The sequence below is a fragment of the Brevibacillus agri genome (assembly GCF_004117055.1).
In the GTDB taxonomy this organism is placed as follows: domain Bacteria; phylum Bacillota; class Bacilli; order Brevibacillales; family Brevibacillaceae; genus Brevibacillus; species Brevibacillus agri.
Genome location: NZ_CP026363.1, coordinates 599,096 through 614,225, shown reverse-complemented (window position 1 = coordinate 614,225; position 15,130 = coordinate 599,096). Strand labels below are relative to the sequence as shown.

The 15,130-nt window shown below is 40.1% G+C and carries 16 protein-coding genes and 1 pseudogene; 6 read left to right on the top strand and 11 right to left on the bottom strand.

Annotated features, from left to right (window positions below):
- Positions 1-3: 3 nt before the first annotated feature.
- Positions 4-1,641 (bottom strand): site-specific DNA-methyltransferase, encoded by a 1,638-nt coding sequence (locus BA6348_RS03325; RefSeq protein WP_122953492.1) that lies wholly within the window; start codon positions 1,639-1,641, stop codon positions 4-6.
- A gap of 454 nt (positions 1,642-2,095) precedes the next feature.
- Here BA6348_RS03325 and BA6348_RS03320 point away from each other — a divergent pair, with 454 nt between their 5' ends.
- Both BA6348_RS03320 and BA6348_RS03315 read left to right on the top strand, forming a co-directional pair.
- On the top strand, positions 2,096-2,413 hold the full coding sequence (locus BA6348_RS03320) for a hypothetical protein (RefSeq protein WP_005835521.1): 318 nt from the start codon (positions 2,096-2,098) through the stop codon (positions 2,411-2,413).
- A 5-nt stretch (positions 2,414-2,418) separates the two neighbouring features.
- A complete protein-coding gene (locus BA6348_RS03315; RefSeq protein WP_005835522.1) occupies positions 2,419-3,102 on the top strand; it encodes a hypothetical protein in 684 nt (227 codons plus the stop codon).
- A gap of 410 nt (positions 3,103-3,512) precedes the next feature.
- Here the strand turns inward: BA6348_RS03315 and BA6348_RS03310 are convergent.
- Together BA6348_RS03310 and BA6348_RS03305 are read right to left on the bottom strand one after the other, a co-directional pair.
- Positions 3,513-4,727: pseudogene (locus tag BA6348_RS03310) on the bottom strand (IS256 family transposase).
- Positions 4,728-4,910: 183 nt separating this feature from the next.
- Positions 4,911-5,171: a hypothetical protein gene (locus BA6348_RS03305; RefSeq protein WP_005835523.1), complete on the bottom strand. Its 261-nt coding sequence runs from the start codon at positions 5,169-5,171 to the stop codon at positions 4,911-4,913.
- A 475-nt stretch (positions 5,172-5,646) separates the two neighbouring features.
- On the opposite strand from BA6348_RS03305, the gene BA6348_RS03300 reads away from it, so the two are divergent.
- A complete protein-coding gene (locus BA6348_RS03300) occupies positions 5,647-6,321 on the top strand; it encodes a hypothetical protein (protein WP_165328973.1) in 675 nt (224 codons plus the stop codon).
- 285 nt (positions 6,322-6,606) lie between these two features.
- On the opposite strand, the gene BA6348_RS03295 is transcribed toward BA6348_RS03300, so the two are convergent.
- Together BA6348_RS03295 and BA6348_RS03290 are read right to left on the bottom strand one after the other, a co-directional pair.
- Positions 6,607-7,566, bottom strand: a complete 960-nt coding sequence (locus BA6348_RS03295) for a reverse transcriptase family protein (RefSeq protein ID WP_122953243.1) — start codon at positions 7,564-7,566, stop codon at positions 6,607-6,609.
- A complete protein-coding gene (locus tag BA6348_RS03290) occupies positions 7,541-7,861 on the bottom strand; it encodes a helix-turn-helix domain-containing protein (protein WP_122953253.1) in 321 nt (106 codons plus the stop codon). Before BA6348_RS03290 ends, BA6348_RS03295 begins: the two co-directional genes overlap by 26 nt.
- Positions 7,862-8,668: 807 nt before the next feature.
- On the opposite strand from BA6348_RS03290, the gene BA6348_RS03285 reads away from it, so the two are divergent.
- Positions 8,669-8,953, top strand: a complete 285-nt coding sequence (locus tag BA6348_RS03285) for a hypothetical protein (protein ID WP_122953245.1) — start codon at positions 8,669-8,671, stop codon at positions 8,951-8,953.
- Between the two features lie 31 nt (positions 8,954-8,984).
- Here BA6348_RS03285 and BA6348_RS03280 read toward each other — a convergent pair whose 3' ends face one another.
- Complete coding sequence (locus tag BA6348_RS03280; protein ID WP_122953246.1) at positions 8,985-9,347, bottom strand: helix-turn-helix domain-containing protein; 363 nt, start codon at positions 9,345-9,347, stop codon at positions 8,985-8,987.
- 143 nt (positions 9,348-9,490) lie between these two features.
- Between BA6348_RS03280 and BA6348_RS26485 the strand changes: the two genes are divergently transcribed.
- Together BA6348_RS26485 and BA6348_RS03275 are read left to right on the top strand one after the other, a co-directional pair.
- Positions 9,491-9,646: a hypothetical protein gene (locus BA6348_RS26485; RefSeq protein WP_165328972.1), complete on the top strand. Its 156-nt coding sequence runs from the start codon at positions 9,491-9,493 to the stop codon at positions 9,644-9,646.
- 18 nt (positions 9,647-9,664) lie between these two features.
- Positions 9,665-10,771 (top strand): DUF2628 domain-containing protein, encoded by a 1,107-nt coding sequence (locus tag BA6348_RS03275; protein ID WP_122953247.1) that lies wholly within the window; start codon positions 9,665-9,667, stop codon positions 10,769-10,771.
- A gap of 185 nt (positions 10,772-10,956) precedes the next feature.
- On the opposite strand, the gene BA6348_RS03270 is transcribed toward BA6348_RS03275, so the two are convergent.
- The 5 genes from BA6348_RS03270 to BA6348_RS03250 form a co-directional block, all read right to left on the bottom strand.
- A complete protein-coding gene (locus tag BA6348_RS03270; protein WP_122953248.1) occupies positions 10,957-11,931 on the bottom strand; it encodes a hypothetical protein in 975 nt (324 codons plus the stop codon).
- 509 nt (positions 11,932-12,440) lie between these two features.
- Positions 12,441-12,959 (bottom strand): DUF669 domain-containing protein, encoded by a 519-nt coding sequence (locus BA6348_RS03265; protein ID WP_122953249.1) that lies wholly within the window; start codon positions 12,957-12,959, stop codon positions 12,441-12,443.
- Between the two features lie 254 nt (positions 12,960-13,213).
- Positions 13,214-13,483: a hypothetical protein gene (locus BA6348_RS03260; RefSeq protein WP_129552161.1), complete on the bottom strand. Its 270-nt coding sequence runs from the start codon at positions 13,481-13,483 to the stop codon at positions 13,214-13,216.
- Positions 13,484-14,113: 630 nt separating this feature from the next.
- Positions 14,114-14,401 carry a hypothetical protein gene (locus BA6348_RS03255; protein ID WP_122953251.1) on the bottom strand — a complete coding sequence of 96 codons (288 nt, stop codon included), beginning with the start codon at positions 14,399-14,401 and terminating at the stop codon, positions 14,114-14,116.
- Entirely contained in the window at positions 14,383-14,799 is a 417-nt protein-coding gene (locus tag BA6348_RS03250; RefSeq protein WP_122953252.1) for a hypothetical protein, read from the bottom strand. Before BA6348_RS03250 ends, BA6348_RS03255 begins: the two co-directional genes overlap by 19 nt.
- Between the last annotated feature and the right edge of the window lie 331 nt (positions 14,800-15,130).

Here is a 15,130-nt window from a genome sequence, read left to right as displayed (position 1 = left end):
CTTTTAGCCCTCCAGTTCCTTGTAGAAGTAATTGGGGATCGTGATAATCTCCACGCCCCGTTCTTTGAGTATCTCTTCTTGTTTTCCGGAGAGCAGAACGTCATGACCTTTATAGAGTCGGACGCATTTCTCGAATGCGTCCGTGTTTTCGACAAACTCATCCATCTCATCATCCGTCAACACAATGGCAAGCTCGGCATTACGCGTGAAGTTAACGCCATTCTCTAGTTCCACCAATTCACGAATATGAAGCAGAAGTTCATCTGCATACTCGTAGTACATTCGTTCGTTAATTGATACGTAATCAATCTTATAGTACTTCAAGCTGGCTCTGTATCCTTCATTGGCAATTACACGCTTGATTCGTTCATATGTGACCTTGCGACAAATTCCATTTTCATTGTTAGTGCAAAGGATAAATTTGCGTTTGCTTTTTTCTTGCACTGCATTGTGTGCCAACACGGCATGACCAGTAGTACCGCTGCCTGCAAAAAAGTCCAATATGATACTGTTTGGGCCAGAAGCAATAGTAATAATACGATCTATTAAGCGAATAGGTTTAGGCGTTGAAAATGCTGTCATATTGTCAAGGATTATCCCTGTTTCTTTTTTTGCTTCATCTGTATGTCCTACTTCTTCATGTGGCCACCAACTCCACGGGACAAGCCCCTTCGCTTCGTATAAAAACTGCTTTCTGCGAGGTACACCATTTCCATCTGATCCAAAATATATACGATCGTCGTTAAAAGCCTTTAGAAATTCGCTTTCAATTGTGCTCCAGCACCGACCTTGAGGTGGATAATGTTCAGTACCATTAGGAGCGATTATTTTATACATTTGATTCGTCCTATATCCCTGTGCTAGTAATGAAACTGACTGCCATGGGCCACGTGGATCATTGTCTGGATTTTTATATAGTTTCTTTTGTTTATCTGTTAGTGGTAATCTATTCCGAAACTCTTTGAATTTATCAACATCATATGCGTAAATCACAATATATTCATGTGAATCACCGATCGCTTCACGGTTTTCGCGCGAATATCTTTTTTGCCATGCTATAGTAGCGACATGTCTTTCTTCCCCCATAATTTGATTGCACAAGAGCCTGAGGTTGGCATACTCATGCTCGTCAATTGAAATAAAAATCGATCCATTCTCAGAAAGCAAGTTCTTTGCAATCTTCAAACGACGTTCCATAAATGAAAGCCATTTGCTATGAATATAACTATCTGTCTTATCCACGAAAGAATCATCATAGATAAAATCCTTATTTCCGGTGTTATATGGCGGATCAATATAAATTAGATCAATCTTTCTGCGATAGGTCTTTTCCAGCAACCGTAGCGCCGCCAGATTATCACCTTCTAACAGAAAATTAATATCCCCGCCATTTTCAATAAACAGACTTGGTTCTTCAGATAGTATAGGAATATGAGAATCTAGCACTTCGTCAATCGTTTCCCGATGCTCTTCAAATACCAAGCCATATTTTTTGCCCTTGACCTCTTTTTCGATCTGCCCAAGGAACGTCAAAAGACTCTCCTTATTCTCGTCTTGCGAGGCCTTCAATAGAAATGAACGAATTGCCTCTATCTTGGTTGTCAACTCGTCACGTTTTTGCTTTGAAATGTTGATACTCATCAAGCGTGCTCCTTTTGGATTACTTCAATATTTAAGCACGTTCCAACCGTGCCATTATTTCTTCGGGAATACCCTCTGTTGTGCAATACTCCGAAAACCGTATTCGGGCCAGTCGGCTCGGAACACTTCGACCGTTTTTCTAGTGGTTAATAGTCGAAGAAGCAACAATTCCGCTTATTGAAATAGAAGTAAGCAATCCACTGTAGATGGGGTAATAATTCGACAGAATACGTGAAAATCCTCCAATTGGAGGATTATTCCATGGGAAAAAATACTGTTTCTTGTTAACAGTAAAGTTTGCAAGTACAGAATTGGAACTCGCTTTGGGCTTATTAGGAATTTGTTGAGTTGACAAGCGGATCATTCTAAGGTAAAATCGTCTCCAGTCTCAATTTTTACTTGTCATTTTAAGTTGCTATTTTTGCAACCAATTTCATTGAAGGGATGGCGCTCATTGGCTAAAATTGAACAAAAAACAAGGACTGTAAAAATCAATAAATCCTTTCTGTTGGAGCTGGCTGAAGACGATAGGTTAAATAAAAAGGATTTCCGTCTGATCCTGTACCTCTTGACGGAACTGGATGATGTGGAATTTGTACGAATTACACAGAAACAAGTCTGTGTAGATCTATTTTTGGAAAAATCAGTAGTCTCTAAATCTTTCGCTAGTTTGATTTCCTTGGGTATTCTTGAGGAAGGGGTTACCGAAAATTTTGAGAAGGGATATCGCTTTAGGTGGCTACCTCGATTGATTGATCAAATAAGGAGATGAACAATATGGGTAAAAGAACAAAATTGGATCGTATCTTGTGGAAGGCTATTCAGAATCTTAGTCCCAAAAATGACATTGAAACACGAATTAAAGAAACAATGAAGCGAATCGCGTATGAATACAAAAACTGTCTAGACTACCGGGTTGGGTATGAATATTTTCCACTACAGCAATTTCGGCTCTTAATGGAGAAAGTCGTCAATGTAATGAACCTTCGGAAATTCGGTATAGAGTACTATAGTTATCTAGAATATGTTACAGAAACCACTTCCATTAAGAAGAATTGGGAATTTATCCGAGGGGGCATTAACCAAAATCTCCTGAACAATCGCAAAATCTTTAATGAAAGAAATCCTCTACGAAACAACATCCGAGACGAGCATCTCTATACCCATAAATTTTATCAATTTGATTACGACTACAAAGCCCTTCAGAGAGATTCAAGCCTAGTCATTCATGATGATAACTCTACATATAAAATGAAGATCCCTGCTAAAACTATAGAGGAAATAAAAAGCATTGTCCTCTTTTTTATAAGTAATCTTTTTATTCCGTTTACTCATAAAAACAAACACAAGGATTATTTAAAAAAAGTACACCGTACAAATAAAGACAAGGTAATCGATAGTGGAGTGGTCAAAGAAAAGGTAGCAAAAGAGTTAAAGGAAATAGTACGTCATACTATCTAAGCATACGGATACCATATACTAGGAAAAACGGCAGAAAGATATCCAAAAAACACCCAATAAACCTGCATGAGTTCACCTGCGAGCGGTTACGCCCACAGGTGGGCTCACACAAAAGCAATTTCCTATTCCCCCTGATGGGATCAAACTGATTAATCTATATAAATATTAGTGTTTCATTATAGAAACAGGTAAAATGCTATTCCAGTTGGTGAACAAAGGAAACAGCTTATCAGGAATTCAAGAATATGAGTCTGTCAAGATTTTTGTGTAAACGTGAAAACGATGCTTCATATGTCGGGCTTGACATGGAGCCACTGGCGGGCATGAGTTCTTGCGATTGGGCGATGGAGAAGTTCACACCATCGCAAGGCAAAGTAGCCTATCATGCCCGCCCCTCCATGTAAAGCCCTTCATCGAATCTGTACCCGTTCTGGGAAATGTACAGTCAACTGGAGAAGGATTTGCCCCCAATTTTGGACCCGCCCTGTCCACTTCCGAATGACATCCATCGTCGCCAAATATAGCATTTTGAGTAGCGATTCATCCGTCGGAAAGATACTTTTTCCCTTTGTCACCTTCCGGAGTTGTCGATGGTAGCTTTCGATCATATTCGTTGTATAGATGAGCTTGCGCAACTCAGGGGAGTACTTGAAAAAGGTCGCCAGTTCATCCCAGTTACTCCGCCACGACCGGACAATCAGGGGATACTGTTTTCCCCAGGTCTCCTCAAATTGATCCAATTCCAGGAGAGCCGCCTCTTCCGTTGGGGCCGTATAGATCGGACGCAAGGCCGTAGTAATCTTCTTCAAATCCTTGTACGACACATATTTGATGGAATTGCGGATCTGGTGGATGATACATTTTTGAACCTCCGTTTGCGGATAGCTGGCTGCAATGGCTTCGCTGAAGCCTTTTAAATTGTCTACACAGATAATCAAAATGTCCTAAACGCCACGATTTTTCAGATCCGTCAACACATGTAGCCAGAACTTGGCTGACTCGTTTTCTCCGATCCAGATGCCAAGAACGTCCTTATAGCCTTCCAAATCAATGCCAATGACCATATAGGCGGCTTTGCTGATAATTTGCCCGTCCTGTTTTACCTTAAAATGAATGGCATCCATGAAAACAACGGAATACACGCTTTGCAGCGGGCGATTTTGCCATTCCTTGATAAGAGGTAACAGTTTAGCTGTTACGTTGGAGATAAGGGTCGGGGATACCTCAAGTCCATACAGATTGTGCAAATGATCCTGAATATCCCGTGTGCTCATGCCTTTGGCGTACATAGAGACGATTTGATCTTCAATACCCGTTACATGTCTCTGGTGTTTCTTGACAATCGCAGGTTCAAATTCTCCAAGACGATCACGGGGAATCGTGAGATCCAACTCCCCATACTCAGACGTAACCGTTTTTTTGCTATAGCCGTTCCGACTGTTTTTCGTCTGCTTCTGCTTGCTGTCATGCTTGGCATAGCCCAATTCGGTATCCAATTCGGCCTCCAACATTTCTTGCAGTGTTTCTGCAAAAATATCCTTCAGGGCTTTTTGAACATCCTCCATGGTTTGCAAGTTGTGTTCTTTGATAAGTTGGCGCAGCTGGTCTTTTGGAATGAGTCCCATGTGTTCTCTCAACCTCACTTTGTTTCATTGTAATGGAATGTGGAATGAGAGTTTACACAAAATATTTTACAGTCCCAAGAATATCAAAAAACTACAGGGTTCCCAACAATTTCGTAGGAGATTGGACAGGCTACTTTTCAATGATGTTATACTTTGGGAAAACTACAAATTGGTTAATAAAGTCTACCAATCACCCTTTCTAATCCTATTGTCCATTAAAATTGCAAACAAATACGACGGAGCCTGGAGATTTTGTACTGGCACAGTATTTTCAAGTGGAACATATTTTAGTGCTTCTTGAAAGGTGCTTTTTGATACTGAACGGTTAGTTCTGCTCAACTCAATAACATTACCTTTGACCTGATAAAAAAATTCTCCGCCTCTAAGTTGCCGGAATACTTGACCTTCACAATCTTTTATTCTACCCCAAACCACCTCAATCATAGTAACTCCCTCCTGATAAATGGTAGGCATTATTCTAGCAACTTTTCAATGTAGAATTTATCAACAACAAATTCTATTTTCTGGTTTACCACTATTTGTGATACGGCTCACTGTGAATGCTAATCAAAAAGTTGACCATTTTTGGAGCAAACGCTCATCTTCGAGTTGACCACCTACGATGCTTTTTTTCACACAAAGTAGCATTTTATTTCCTGCACCAAGGATCGTCAAGGATAAAGGGTAAACCCCTTGCTACGCAAGCCCTTGACGATCCTTGGCTCAGTAAAAACATTTGCAATTAGGTGTGAAAATGATGACGTGTGCTCAAACTGTCAGGTGGGTAACTTTATGATGAGCAAAGTGGTCAACATTTTGGTGAGCGTTCACAGCTCACCGAGTTTTGAAAATCTGCAACGAAACCAAACTCTTCTAATTTCGTAACATATAGCATTCTTTTATTCATGGAGGGATACTATTGTTATATTTTTTTAGATGTTTTTTTTCGTTTTTAGAGAGCTTTTATAACTGGATTTTCACCCCAAGTTATTTTGGTTTTCTACGAGGAGTATATGTTATGTTTGGCTCTGCTGCCATAATAGTTCCTATGAACAAATCACTAATAATTCCAGATAAAATGGCTGCCTCTACTCTATCAACTATCTGGATTACAGTTCTTATACTTGGAATGTTTAAATTTAGTCCTGTATGGCTACCCAAATTTATAATTGGCCCCAATAAAATTCCTGTTGAGATTATAAAAGTTTTCAGTCATAGATCGTATTTATTCTGTATCAGTTACTTCGCGATTTATGTTTCACTCATTATTTACACGCCTATTTTATTATCAGGCGTACATGGAAATGGTCTTGATCTAAAACTTATATTAGCGTTATGCGGTGTCAATACTGTCCTCTGGTTTATGTATCATCTGTTAAATGGAACAGCTACAGTTAAACAAGTGAAGGCTAGAGTAAGTTTATACGCCGCAATTTCCGGTACACTCTCTCCATTGCTTGTTGGGAATATATTTGAAAGTATCACTCCTATTCTAGTGTCTATCGGAATCGGATATTTATGGCTTCAACATTTTACTGAGCAGTACGAATTAGAACAAGAAATGATTTCAAAGCTTCGTAATACGGTTGACTAGTAAATTTTTTCCTCCCAATTTTGACCACCCACATCTGAAAAATACTAAAAGAGGAGGTCTGATGCTTCCCTCCTCAAACTTACACTTCTTATACATGTATAGCTAACCACTATTTATTACCTCTTACCTTTTCAAACAAAGATGTGGTCCATATTCCTTTTTCAGCAAGATTCGCAGATTTTAATAATTCTCCATGTATAAATTATAATGAAATACACTTTGGTCAGTTAAGTCCCATTATTCGGTTCCACTTTGCGTCGGCCTTTTGCATGCTCAATATGTATACTATTTCGATAAATTAATCATACTGTTTTCTACCAAGCGGTTTATCTCTGGGAATATTCCCTTTTTCACATTCCTTGCAGCCTGTAATTGTCCTTTTAATGAACGAAGATCACTTTCTAGTTGATACGCAATCTTAGCTTCTTTTTTATTACCATTTACTTTCTTCAACTTCATGGCATTATCGTATATCTTCTTCTGTAATTTGTTTGCTACCAAAAGATTATGATCTTTAGAAATAACAACGCCAGTAACAAGCTTATTGCTATTTCTTGAATAATATTGAACTTTACTATATTTCGGCCTATGCCCATATTTTCTCAGTTCAATATCAATTTCATTTCTAAGTTTGTCAGGATTAAATGGCCTTTTACTAGAAAAAGTCATATCATCAACGTACAATGTAAAAACACAATTATATTTGTTAGCAATTTTTTTAATATTCTCAAACATCTCTTGATATGCATAATACGCTATCAATTGACTAGTCGGACATCCTGTTGGTATTTTTTGCTCGAGTGTAACTATATTAGTTAAAATTTCCGCAATATCACCAGACATACACATTGTATATCGAAAGAATCTATACACAAATTCTCTCTTACAATTTTCGTAGAACTTCTTAATATCCATTGTTAAAAGATAATGTGATTGCTGATGAAATTTCCCGTTGTCAATATAATTTTTTCCACGTTCACCCGAAATAAGCCATTCGGGTCTCTTGACAAATGTAATTAATTTTAATATTCGTTTTTGAATCTTTTTTAAGTTATTTCTAGGAGCGGTTATTAGTCTTTTATCTCCATCATTCTTATCTGTAGTAAATGAGTAATACTCTATCAATTTTTCAAGGTTATCAAATTCTTCTTTGTTCATGTGAAGAAGGTATGCTAAACGACCTTTACCTCTACATTTATATAAAGCGCATTGATTAAGATCATACCTTTTCTTCTTCAAACTCATCAAAAGCACCCTCATCTTTTGACATTGAATTAATTAACCCAAGCATCATTTTTTTAATAAATTCCTGGCTCTTATTTCGCTTAGTTGCGTTTTCTAAATTTTCAGAAAGTAATATTAATGATGACAGCCTGATACCTAAAATTTCCGAGTATCTTTGAAGTAGTTCTAATGACGGCTGCTTTTTATTATTTTCTATCTCCGATAGGTAACTACTGGAAATCCCAAGTTTAGAACTCATCTCAGTTGCTTTGTAACCATAGATCGCACGAGTTTTTTTTAGCACATCACCTATCATTACAATCATCCTTTCGAACCAATAAAAAAGGGGAAAATTAAAATTAGGTAGGTTTCCCATGCCACAGCATCCTAATTACTTTTTTAGAAACTCAAAAATAATGTGCGCAATTCTTAGTATGAGGGATAGAACCTCTAGACTTTTAAACGAGAATTGAAAGATTTTCCGTTTCAATTGCACACTACTTTTTTTCTGAGCTTTTCTGGAATTTCTGGATACTGTTGGGATGCCCAGCAAGGACAGCAATTTTTTGTTCATAAATATTCTCCTTCTGGAACTAAGAGGATTTTGGGCTTAGTTCCCTCCCGAGAAGAAGATGGTGCATGCTGGGCACCTACCTAACTTATTTCTGAACGTGCGCCTCTCCCGGCGCACGTTGCGGCGCTGCATGACGGTGGTCGAACCACATGCGGCCCCTAAAATGTAGAATACCTCTACAGTATTCCTCGAGTGTACAGTACACTCCATCCGATGGGAGATGACCCGTTGACTCTATCAGTCTATCAACGTTTCGCTGCATTTATAGAGTACTATGTATAAACCTATTTGTAAATAGAATTTTCGCTATTTGCGAAAATTTATATTCAAATAACAAGACATGATATTTAATTGACTATGCTCTTACCTAATATCTCTATAACCTGTGCAATTCATTACTTCTCATTACATTACCAAAATGTAAACAAAGCGCCAGGTTTTATCTTGCTATAAAATTATCTCCCCCTCTTTACTTCCCGCTCCCCTGCTGAAAAAATGCCAAAAAAGCGGGATTTCCCCGCTTCATCAGCAAAAAGGGGATGAATTGAAATGAACACCCAAAAAGCTTCCGAACGCTATGAGCATCTTATTGACGAAGAAGATCACCTGGTAGCACAAATTGAAACCTACAACCAGATGATCGAATCCACGCTCACTTACGCCTACACGAATGCCAGCAATCTGCACCTTGAAACGCTCAAAGACGTACTGACCGACATTCACCACAAGAACCAACAAGCCCAACTCCAGCTTCTTCATGTGAAACTGGAGAAGAACACCCTCGCTCATAGGCTGAAGTACGCCAATAATAGCAATGCCCCATCCTCTGCTTGAGGAATGGGGCTAATCGTGTCACTTCTATAATTCATAGGTTTTTCTGTTCGTCAATAGTTGCCAGTATGTCTTTTGTGAGCCGATGAACCAGCTTAACTTCTTGAAGATTGCGTCCAATCAACAATGAATTGAGAGCTTCCAATACCTGTTTCTTATCAATTTGCTCCTGTTCAGTATCAGCATAATCGAACAGGAATATTTCAACCGGCAATACTCCCAGTGCATCAATAATCTTTTCCAGTGTTTCAAGCGAGATATTCCGATCTCCCCGCTCCACACCGCCAATGTAGGAGTAATGGAGACCAGCTTTTTCTGCAAGGGCTTCCTGTGTTAAGTCTTGCGCTTTTCGTATAGAACGAATCCGTTCACCCACTGACTTTAGAAATGCCGACACCGCAACCACCTCTCTATCAGACTAGAGAAGCGGGACAATGCAAAACAGTAACAGGAAGTCAAAACACAGATCTTTAATTGTACTCATGAGTATTGTATATTAGTTTTATACTACTTTTTCCAATTTAGAAGGGATGAGCGAACATGGAAAACACAAAAATCTATGTCATGGTAAATAAAGAAAACGGGGCAAAAGTCGAATGCACCGAGAAGTTCTTACCTGAGTGGTTTGCTAGGGGTTTTGAAGTAGATTCGATAAAATTAGATGCTCAGCTAATAGACGATTCTAATAATGAATGATACGGGGGATTCCTAAATATGGAAAACACAAACCGAAACGATATGGATAATAGAGAAGAAATAGATATTCCATTGGCGGTTACCCAAGAATCTTCACCTTTAGCATACCAACAGACTGCCACTCTGGATACAGAGCTTCGTCTGTTTATCGGGCATAACGCTGATTACTACTTGTCAAAGTGGAAGAAAACAAGCGGCAATCGTGCAAGTTGGAACTGGGCAGCATTTATTGGGAACATTTATTGGATGGGGTACAGAAAAATGTACCTCCAAGTCCTCATTCTTGCTGTCTTTTATATCATTGCCGAACGGTTTCTCTTTCACAGTCCCATATCTGCTACTGCCGCTTTAGCTGTCTTTTGTGGATTTTTGGGCAATACCATGTACTATAACCATGCACAGAAAAAAATCACTGCCATTAAGAGCCAGCAAAATGACCCATCTACTCTGCTAAACAAAATCAAAGACGCTGGTGGAACTAGCTGGAAAGGCGTGGCGGCAGCCATCTTACCATTTTTACTTTATGGGCTACTGATTGGTTCTGGTACTCCGAGTAAAGCAGAAATCGAAGCTATCAACCTGACCGAATATTTCCCAACTAAACATATGTCAGAGCGTAGCTACAATATGTACGATAAAGATGGGAAAGTCATCATGAATTCGCTGGAAGTTACTCACGCCATGAATAATGGGGTAGCTGGAAACCAATTTTCTGTCACAAAAAAGGTCACCATAACAGACAATAACCCATCCCTTACACCTACTTCTCTATTGGAAACAGTGTATTCGGTTAGCTCAAACACGATTATGCAAGTTCAGTCTTACAATACTCTTTTAGACCGTACAGATTCTACGGAACATATTCTATTGACCACATCGGAATCTAACTGGGTCAGTGATCAGGGCGAAAACAGTAAGATTACAGGAGAAATTACTGCAGTTGACCAAGAAGTGACAACACCTGCCGGAACATTCAAAAATTGCATAGAAGTGACGGAAGAGCTTTCTGATAAAGATGGAAAAGCAACCGTAACCAAATACTATGCCCCGCATATTGGCTTAGTTCTAGCCAAGTATGACAACGGCAATGAAGAACAACTGGTCAGATACAACAACGGAATGTAGATCATTAGACAGAAGATAAAGCAAAAAGGGAACCGCTCATCTTGAGTTGGTTCCCTTTTTGCTTAGCTGGCAATCTGTTCGGTATTTCTCTTATCTACCTCTTCTTGTATCAAATCAGCTAGGAGCTTAATAAACAGCAGATATTGTTCTTTTTCATCCCATTCTGTCATGGCTTGGCTCACTCCTTACCAGTCTTGATCTTCTTTTGCTTCTGTTCCTGGTACAATGGCAGGGTCGATCAAACGCTCAATGGTGTAGGTTCCGTTCTTACATTGCCAAGTTATCATCTGAAGTTGTTCCAGTTCGTCTGCATACCTAACCAGATTTTGTACTGCTCTATTACGATTTTTTCCAATCTTAATTCCCAGCATGGAAAGTAGTGTATCTTCCCTACGAATGAAAACGGGATTAGGAAATACCATGACTGTCATGAACAGATTCTTGGCCCCATTAGAAAGAGTAAGATAATCTGGTGTATATATTCGGATGAGGTTTCCCCACTGGACATTGTTTAAATAGAGTCGCCCCCATTGAGTCGCAAAATAGATATTGTACACGATACTATGGTTACCCCCTGTTCCTATCTCAAAATGAAGCAGCGTTCCATTGATCGGAACATCAAGTGTTCCCTTTTCAGATCGTACCTTATAGATTCCCTCCACTCTCATCTGTGAAAGGCGTTGTAGGGAACGGGTAATGGTAGGTGTAGGAAGCTGTTTATTTGTCACGTTGCCAAGCCGCTTCCGTATTTGTTCTGGAGTAATGCCTATCGCAATGGCTTTTCCATCATGCCATAAGTCAAAAATGTCTGAGGAATCTACTATTTTTAACTGGGCACCTGATAATGATTCATCGACCCACTCCGTGGGGTCTGGTGTGGCAAATGGGCAATGTATTTCCTTTATCTCTGCATAATGGATCGTGATCGCCCGTAAAACGTCTAGATCATTTTGCGTAATTTCTTCGTACTTTCCGTCTATAAAAGGCAGTTGTAACCTTATCTCCTCTTTATTACTGGATTGGTATACTCGTTCTGCTGGCAAATTTCCTTTAGAAAGCCTGCCCCGATTGCCGCATAGATTCATGGCATCCAATGCTCGCTCACTCAAGAGATGAAAAGCTAGATGCCCTCTTGGCATGCTTGAGGATATAATTTCCATATTATGCACTCCGATACTGTTTTCGATGATAATGAAAAAATCAAACAATCTGGCAATATATCTTATAAAGTTAGGCTAGGCATTTCCCTGTATTCTTACGGAAGCCTACCTTCCTCCCAATATCTCCACGTCCTGATTCCCCACTGATTGCATTACCTTTCACAAGTGGAAGATTTACGAGGACAGGTGTAGAAGGTAAGCGGACAGGTGGTGGACTTAAGAGGGTAACTGGAGGATTTACGAGGAAATATAGCCCTTTATCCATACGGAACGGTGATAGATGAATCCTTAAAAGAGTTTAAAAGAGAAAATAAAAGAGAAATAAAAGAGTTTTACTGATTCCCCTGCGGGGTGGGGGCTGCGCCCCCATGTCCGCTTGGTTTTCTCTTCTTTTTGGGAATGTATGCTCTCCTGTACCCTCTCCAGTTCCCTTTCCTCTCAGAGCCACTTTTTCCCGTTCAGCGGAATAGGGCTGGTATCGCCCGCTTCCCGCTGACACTCGAATATTCTTATCCTTGCATGTCCTTTTTCTCCCGTTTCTTACGTATGATGTCCTTTACTTGCTCGGTCATCTTGTCTATAACCTCATCCTCAGTTGCTGGAAGCTCAGTATCTTCGCTAAGCTCCAGTCCTTTTTTGTATGTGCTGATACGCTCTCTTGTTTTTTCTGGATTATATTTGTCAGGCTCATGAAGTACCTTGACCTGTACAGGCTTATGCAAGATATAGTCTCTGAACTGCTCCAACGAGGTAATTTCTTGGTCTTCTGGGAACCCTGTAGCCTCAGCAACCAGATCATATTTGTACATGGAACTCTCTACAAGTACTAAATTGTCAAAAAGTTTACGATTTCCGCATGGTTGCTCCACATCAGTACGAATGGTTAACATGAGGTTCAGTCCCGGATTACCAGAACTAAATGTGGTGATATTTACTCTGGTAATGATCGCTTCATAGACCCCCTCAGGTACGGGCGTAAAACCCGTCCCTTTTTCATTCTTAACTCCGTTAATGTTGATCTTTGCCATGCTAATCAGCCTCCACAATTGTGTATTTGTAGATGGAAAATGGAGCGGTCATTTTGTCGTACAAAACGTAGCCCGATAAAAAATCCATCTAAAAGAAATAACCCGAAACATCAAAATTTACCCCCTCGTACTATGACCAGTGTGGAGAATACTGGGCTGGGCAATCTGGTAAATTTTATATACTGATGTAATTAAAAGGAATATATTTACTCAAAATGGTTTTATTGTCATTTATTACAGGATAATAGCCGCCCTTATGGACGGCTATGGTCGGTAATCAGTGTAAACTTTTCTTCCAGTTCCTTCACTTTCTGGATAACTTCTTCTGTCTCGAACACCTTGAGCAAGATGTTCGCCAGATAGCCAATCGAATTGGCACTCTTACTGTCTATCTCGCCATTCCTTAGTTCATTGATCGTATTATTGAGCAGTCGTTTCACATCACTGGCAGACTGCACATACACATTCCGCTTCTTTGGCTTACCCTCTTCTGCTTTCACTGAAATACGCACAATATTGCTCATTCCGAGTTCCATCCTTTCATTGCTTTCGTTATTCTTAAAAATCAATCTGCCTCTGCTCCCCCTCTTCAGCACATCACCAGACCGATTTTAGCCTAGGAACTTTATAGGCTATCTGCCTTTGCTGGTATGTTTTATCGTCCTCGACCGTTTCGTTGAAAATTGCCCTATAAGTTCCTAGGAACTCCTACATATCACACCCCAACCACATACTGATGATATGGACACGGCAGAATCACCTTGTTCTTCATCTGCTCCATCTGTCCGTAATCGGAAGCCCCGAACCAATTCGGCAGCGATCTGGGCGATTTTCGTCTATCAACTTGCTTAGCTGATCGGTTCCGTCAAGGTGTTTCATCGTCAGAAATTTTTTCTGCGAAAATTGGTTATCATCTCTTTATCATGGGCGGCACAACCCATCCCGCTTATCTGCCACATAACAGGGGGGATGAGCTTACATTTCCAATACCCAGCATAAGAAAAAAGCAGGTTTCTCATGGAGAAAAACCTACTTTTTGTTGATCGGGATTGTGTAATTTTTGAACTCGTTTCCATCATGGGCGGTACGGCTGGGATGGTAGTATCTAAGGAAACATAAGTTTCTTATCCAGTAAAAAGAAAACTTTAGGGGGGTTACTTCTCCACTACAGCCGCTATTGCTTTCAACAGAGTCGATGTTTCGGTACGATTCAGCTTCTTCCCATGCAGCACTTTGTCAAATATCTGCTGTAGTGCCGCTTGATTCCCAGACCGTTTCGGCTTATTCCCCACTTCCTTGTCCAGATAGATCATATGGTCAACCGTAGTGATCTTTTTCCCCCGCTCTTCTTTATCCGTTATCGTCATGACGGATGTGAGCGAGTCTGCCGTTTTATCCGGCAAGGGTATTTTGGTCTCAATGGTTACACCTGAGCTAGACATGCTCTCCACTTCCTTTCCAACTGATCAAAGTTTTGCATTACGTCTGGATTTGTAGCCACAATCAAGTCTCTGTAAACGTCTATTTCTTCTGCTGGTAAAAGCCCTACCTCATCCAGCATATAATGCAGGTATTCGATCATCACGCTGGGATAAAAGGTACAAGAATAATGGATTTCTGTTATATGGGAACAGGCATACGCCTGATTGATCTCTTCGTATTCCAAGAAAACGAGCAGTCTTGCCCTTGTAGCTCTCTTTTCCAGTGGTAACGTTGCCAGCACTTCATCTGGAACAAAGCCTAATCGGGCTATTCTCTTCTGTATCTGTTCCCGATCTTGCTTTTCCAATTGGCTGAGCATCTTTTGTGATCGGTTCAGTGCCACTTTTGTTCCTGCCATTATGTTCACTCCCACTATAAATTAATGTTTTCTCGCGTTTGCTCACTCATTCTTAGATTTTCAACCATCAACATTCCAGAGAAGTGGGCGAAGCATGTAATTATGGAATATTTTTCTGGATGAGCCGGTGGCGGGAATAAAGATTCGAATCTTTTTTCCAATCTATTGGTAAATCGTATGACCGCACATTTGGATATCCACTCCATTCCCCTGACGGCTTACCCTCCCATGTCACGCTGGGTCTTCGCCCTTACATTCCTTCGTTCTGCCTCTCAAGGTGTGGACGCCGCTTCTTGCTCCTTTACTGGGTCGTTGCCCTTACGGAATAGAT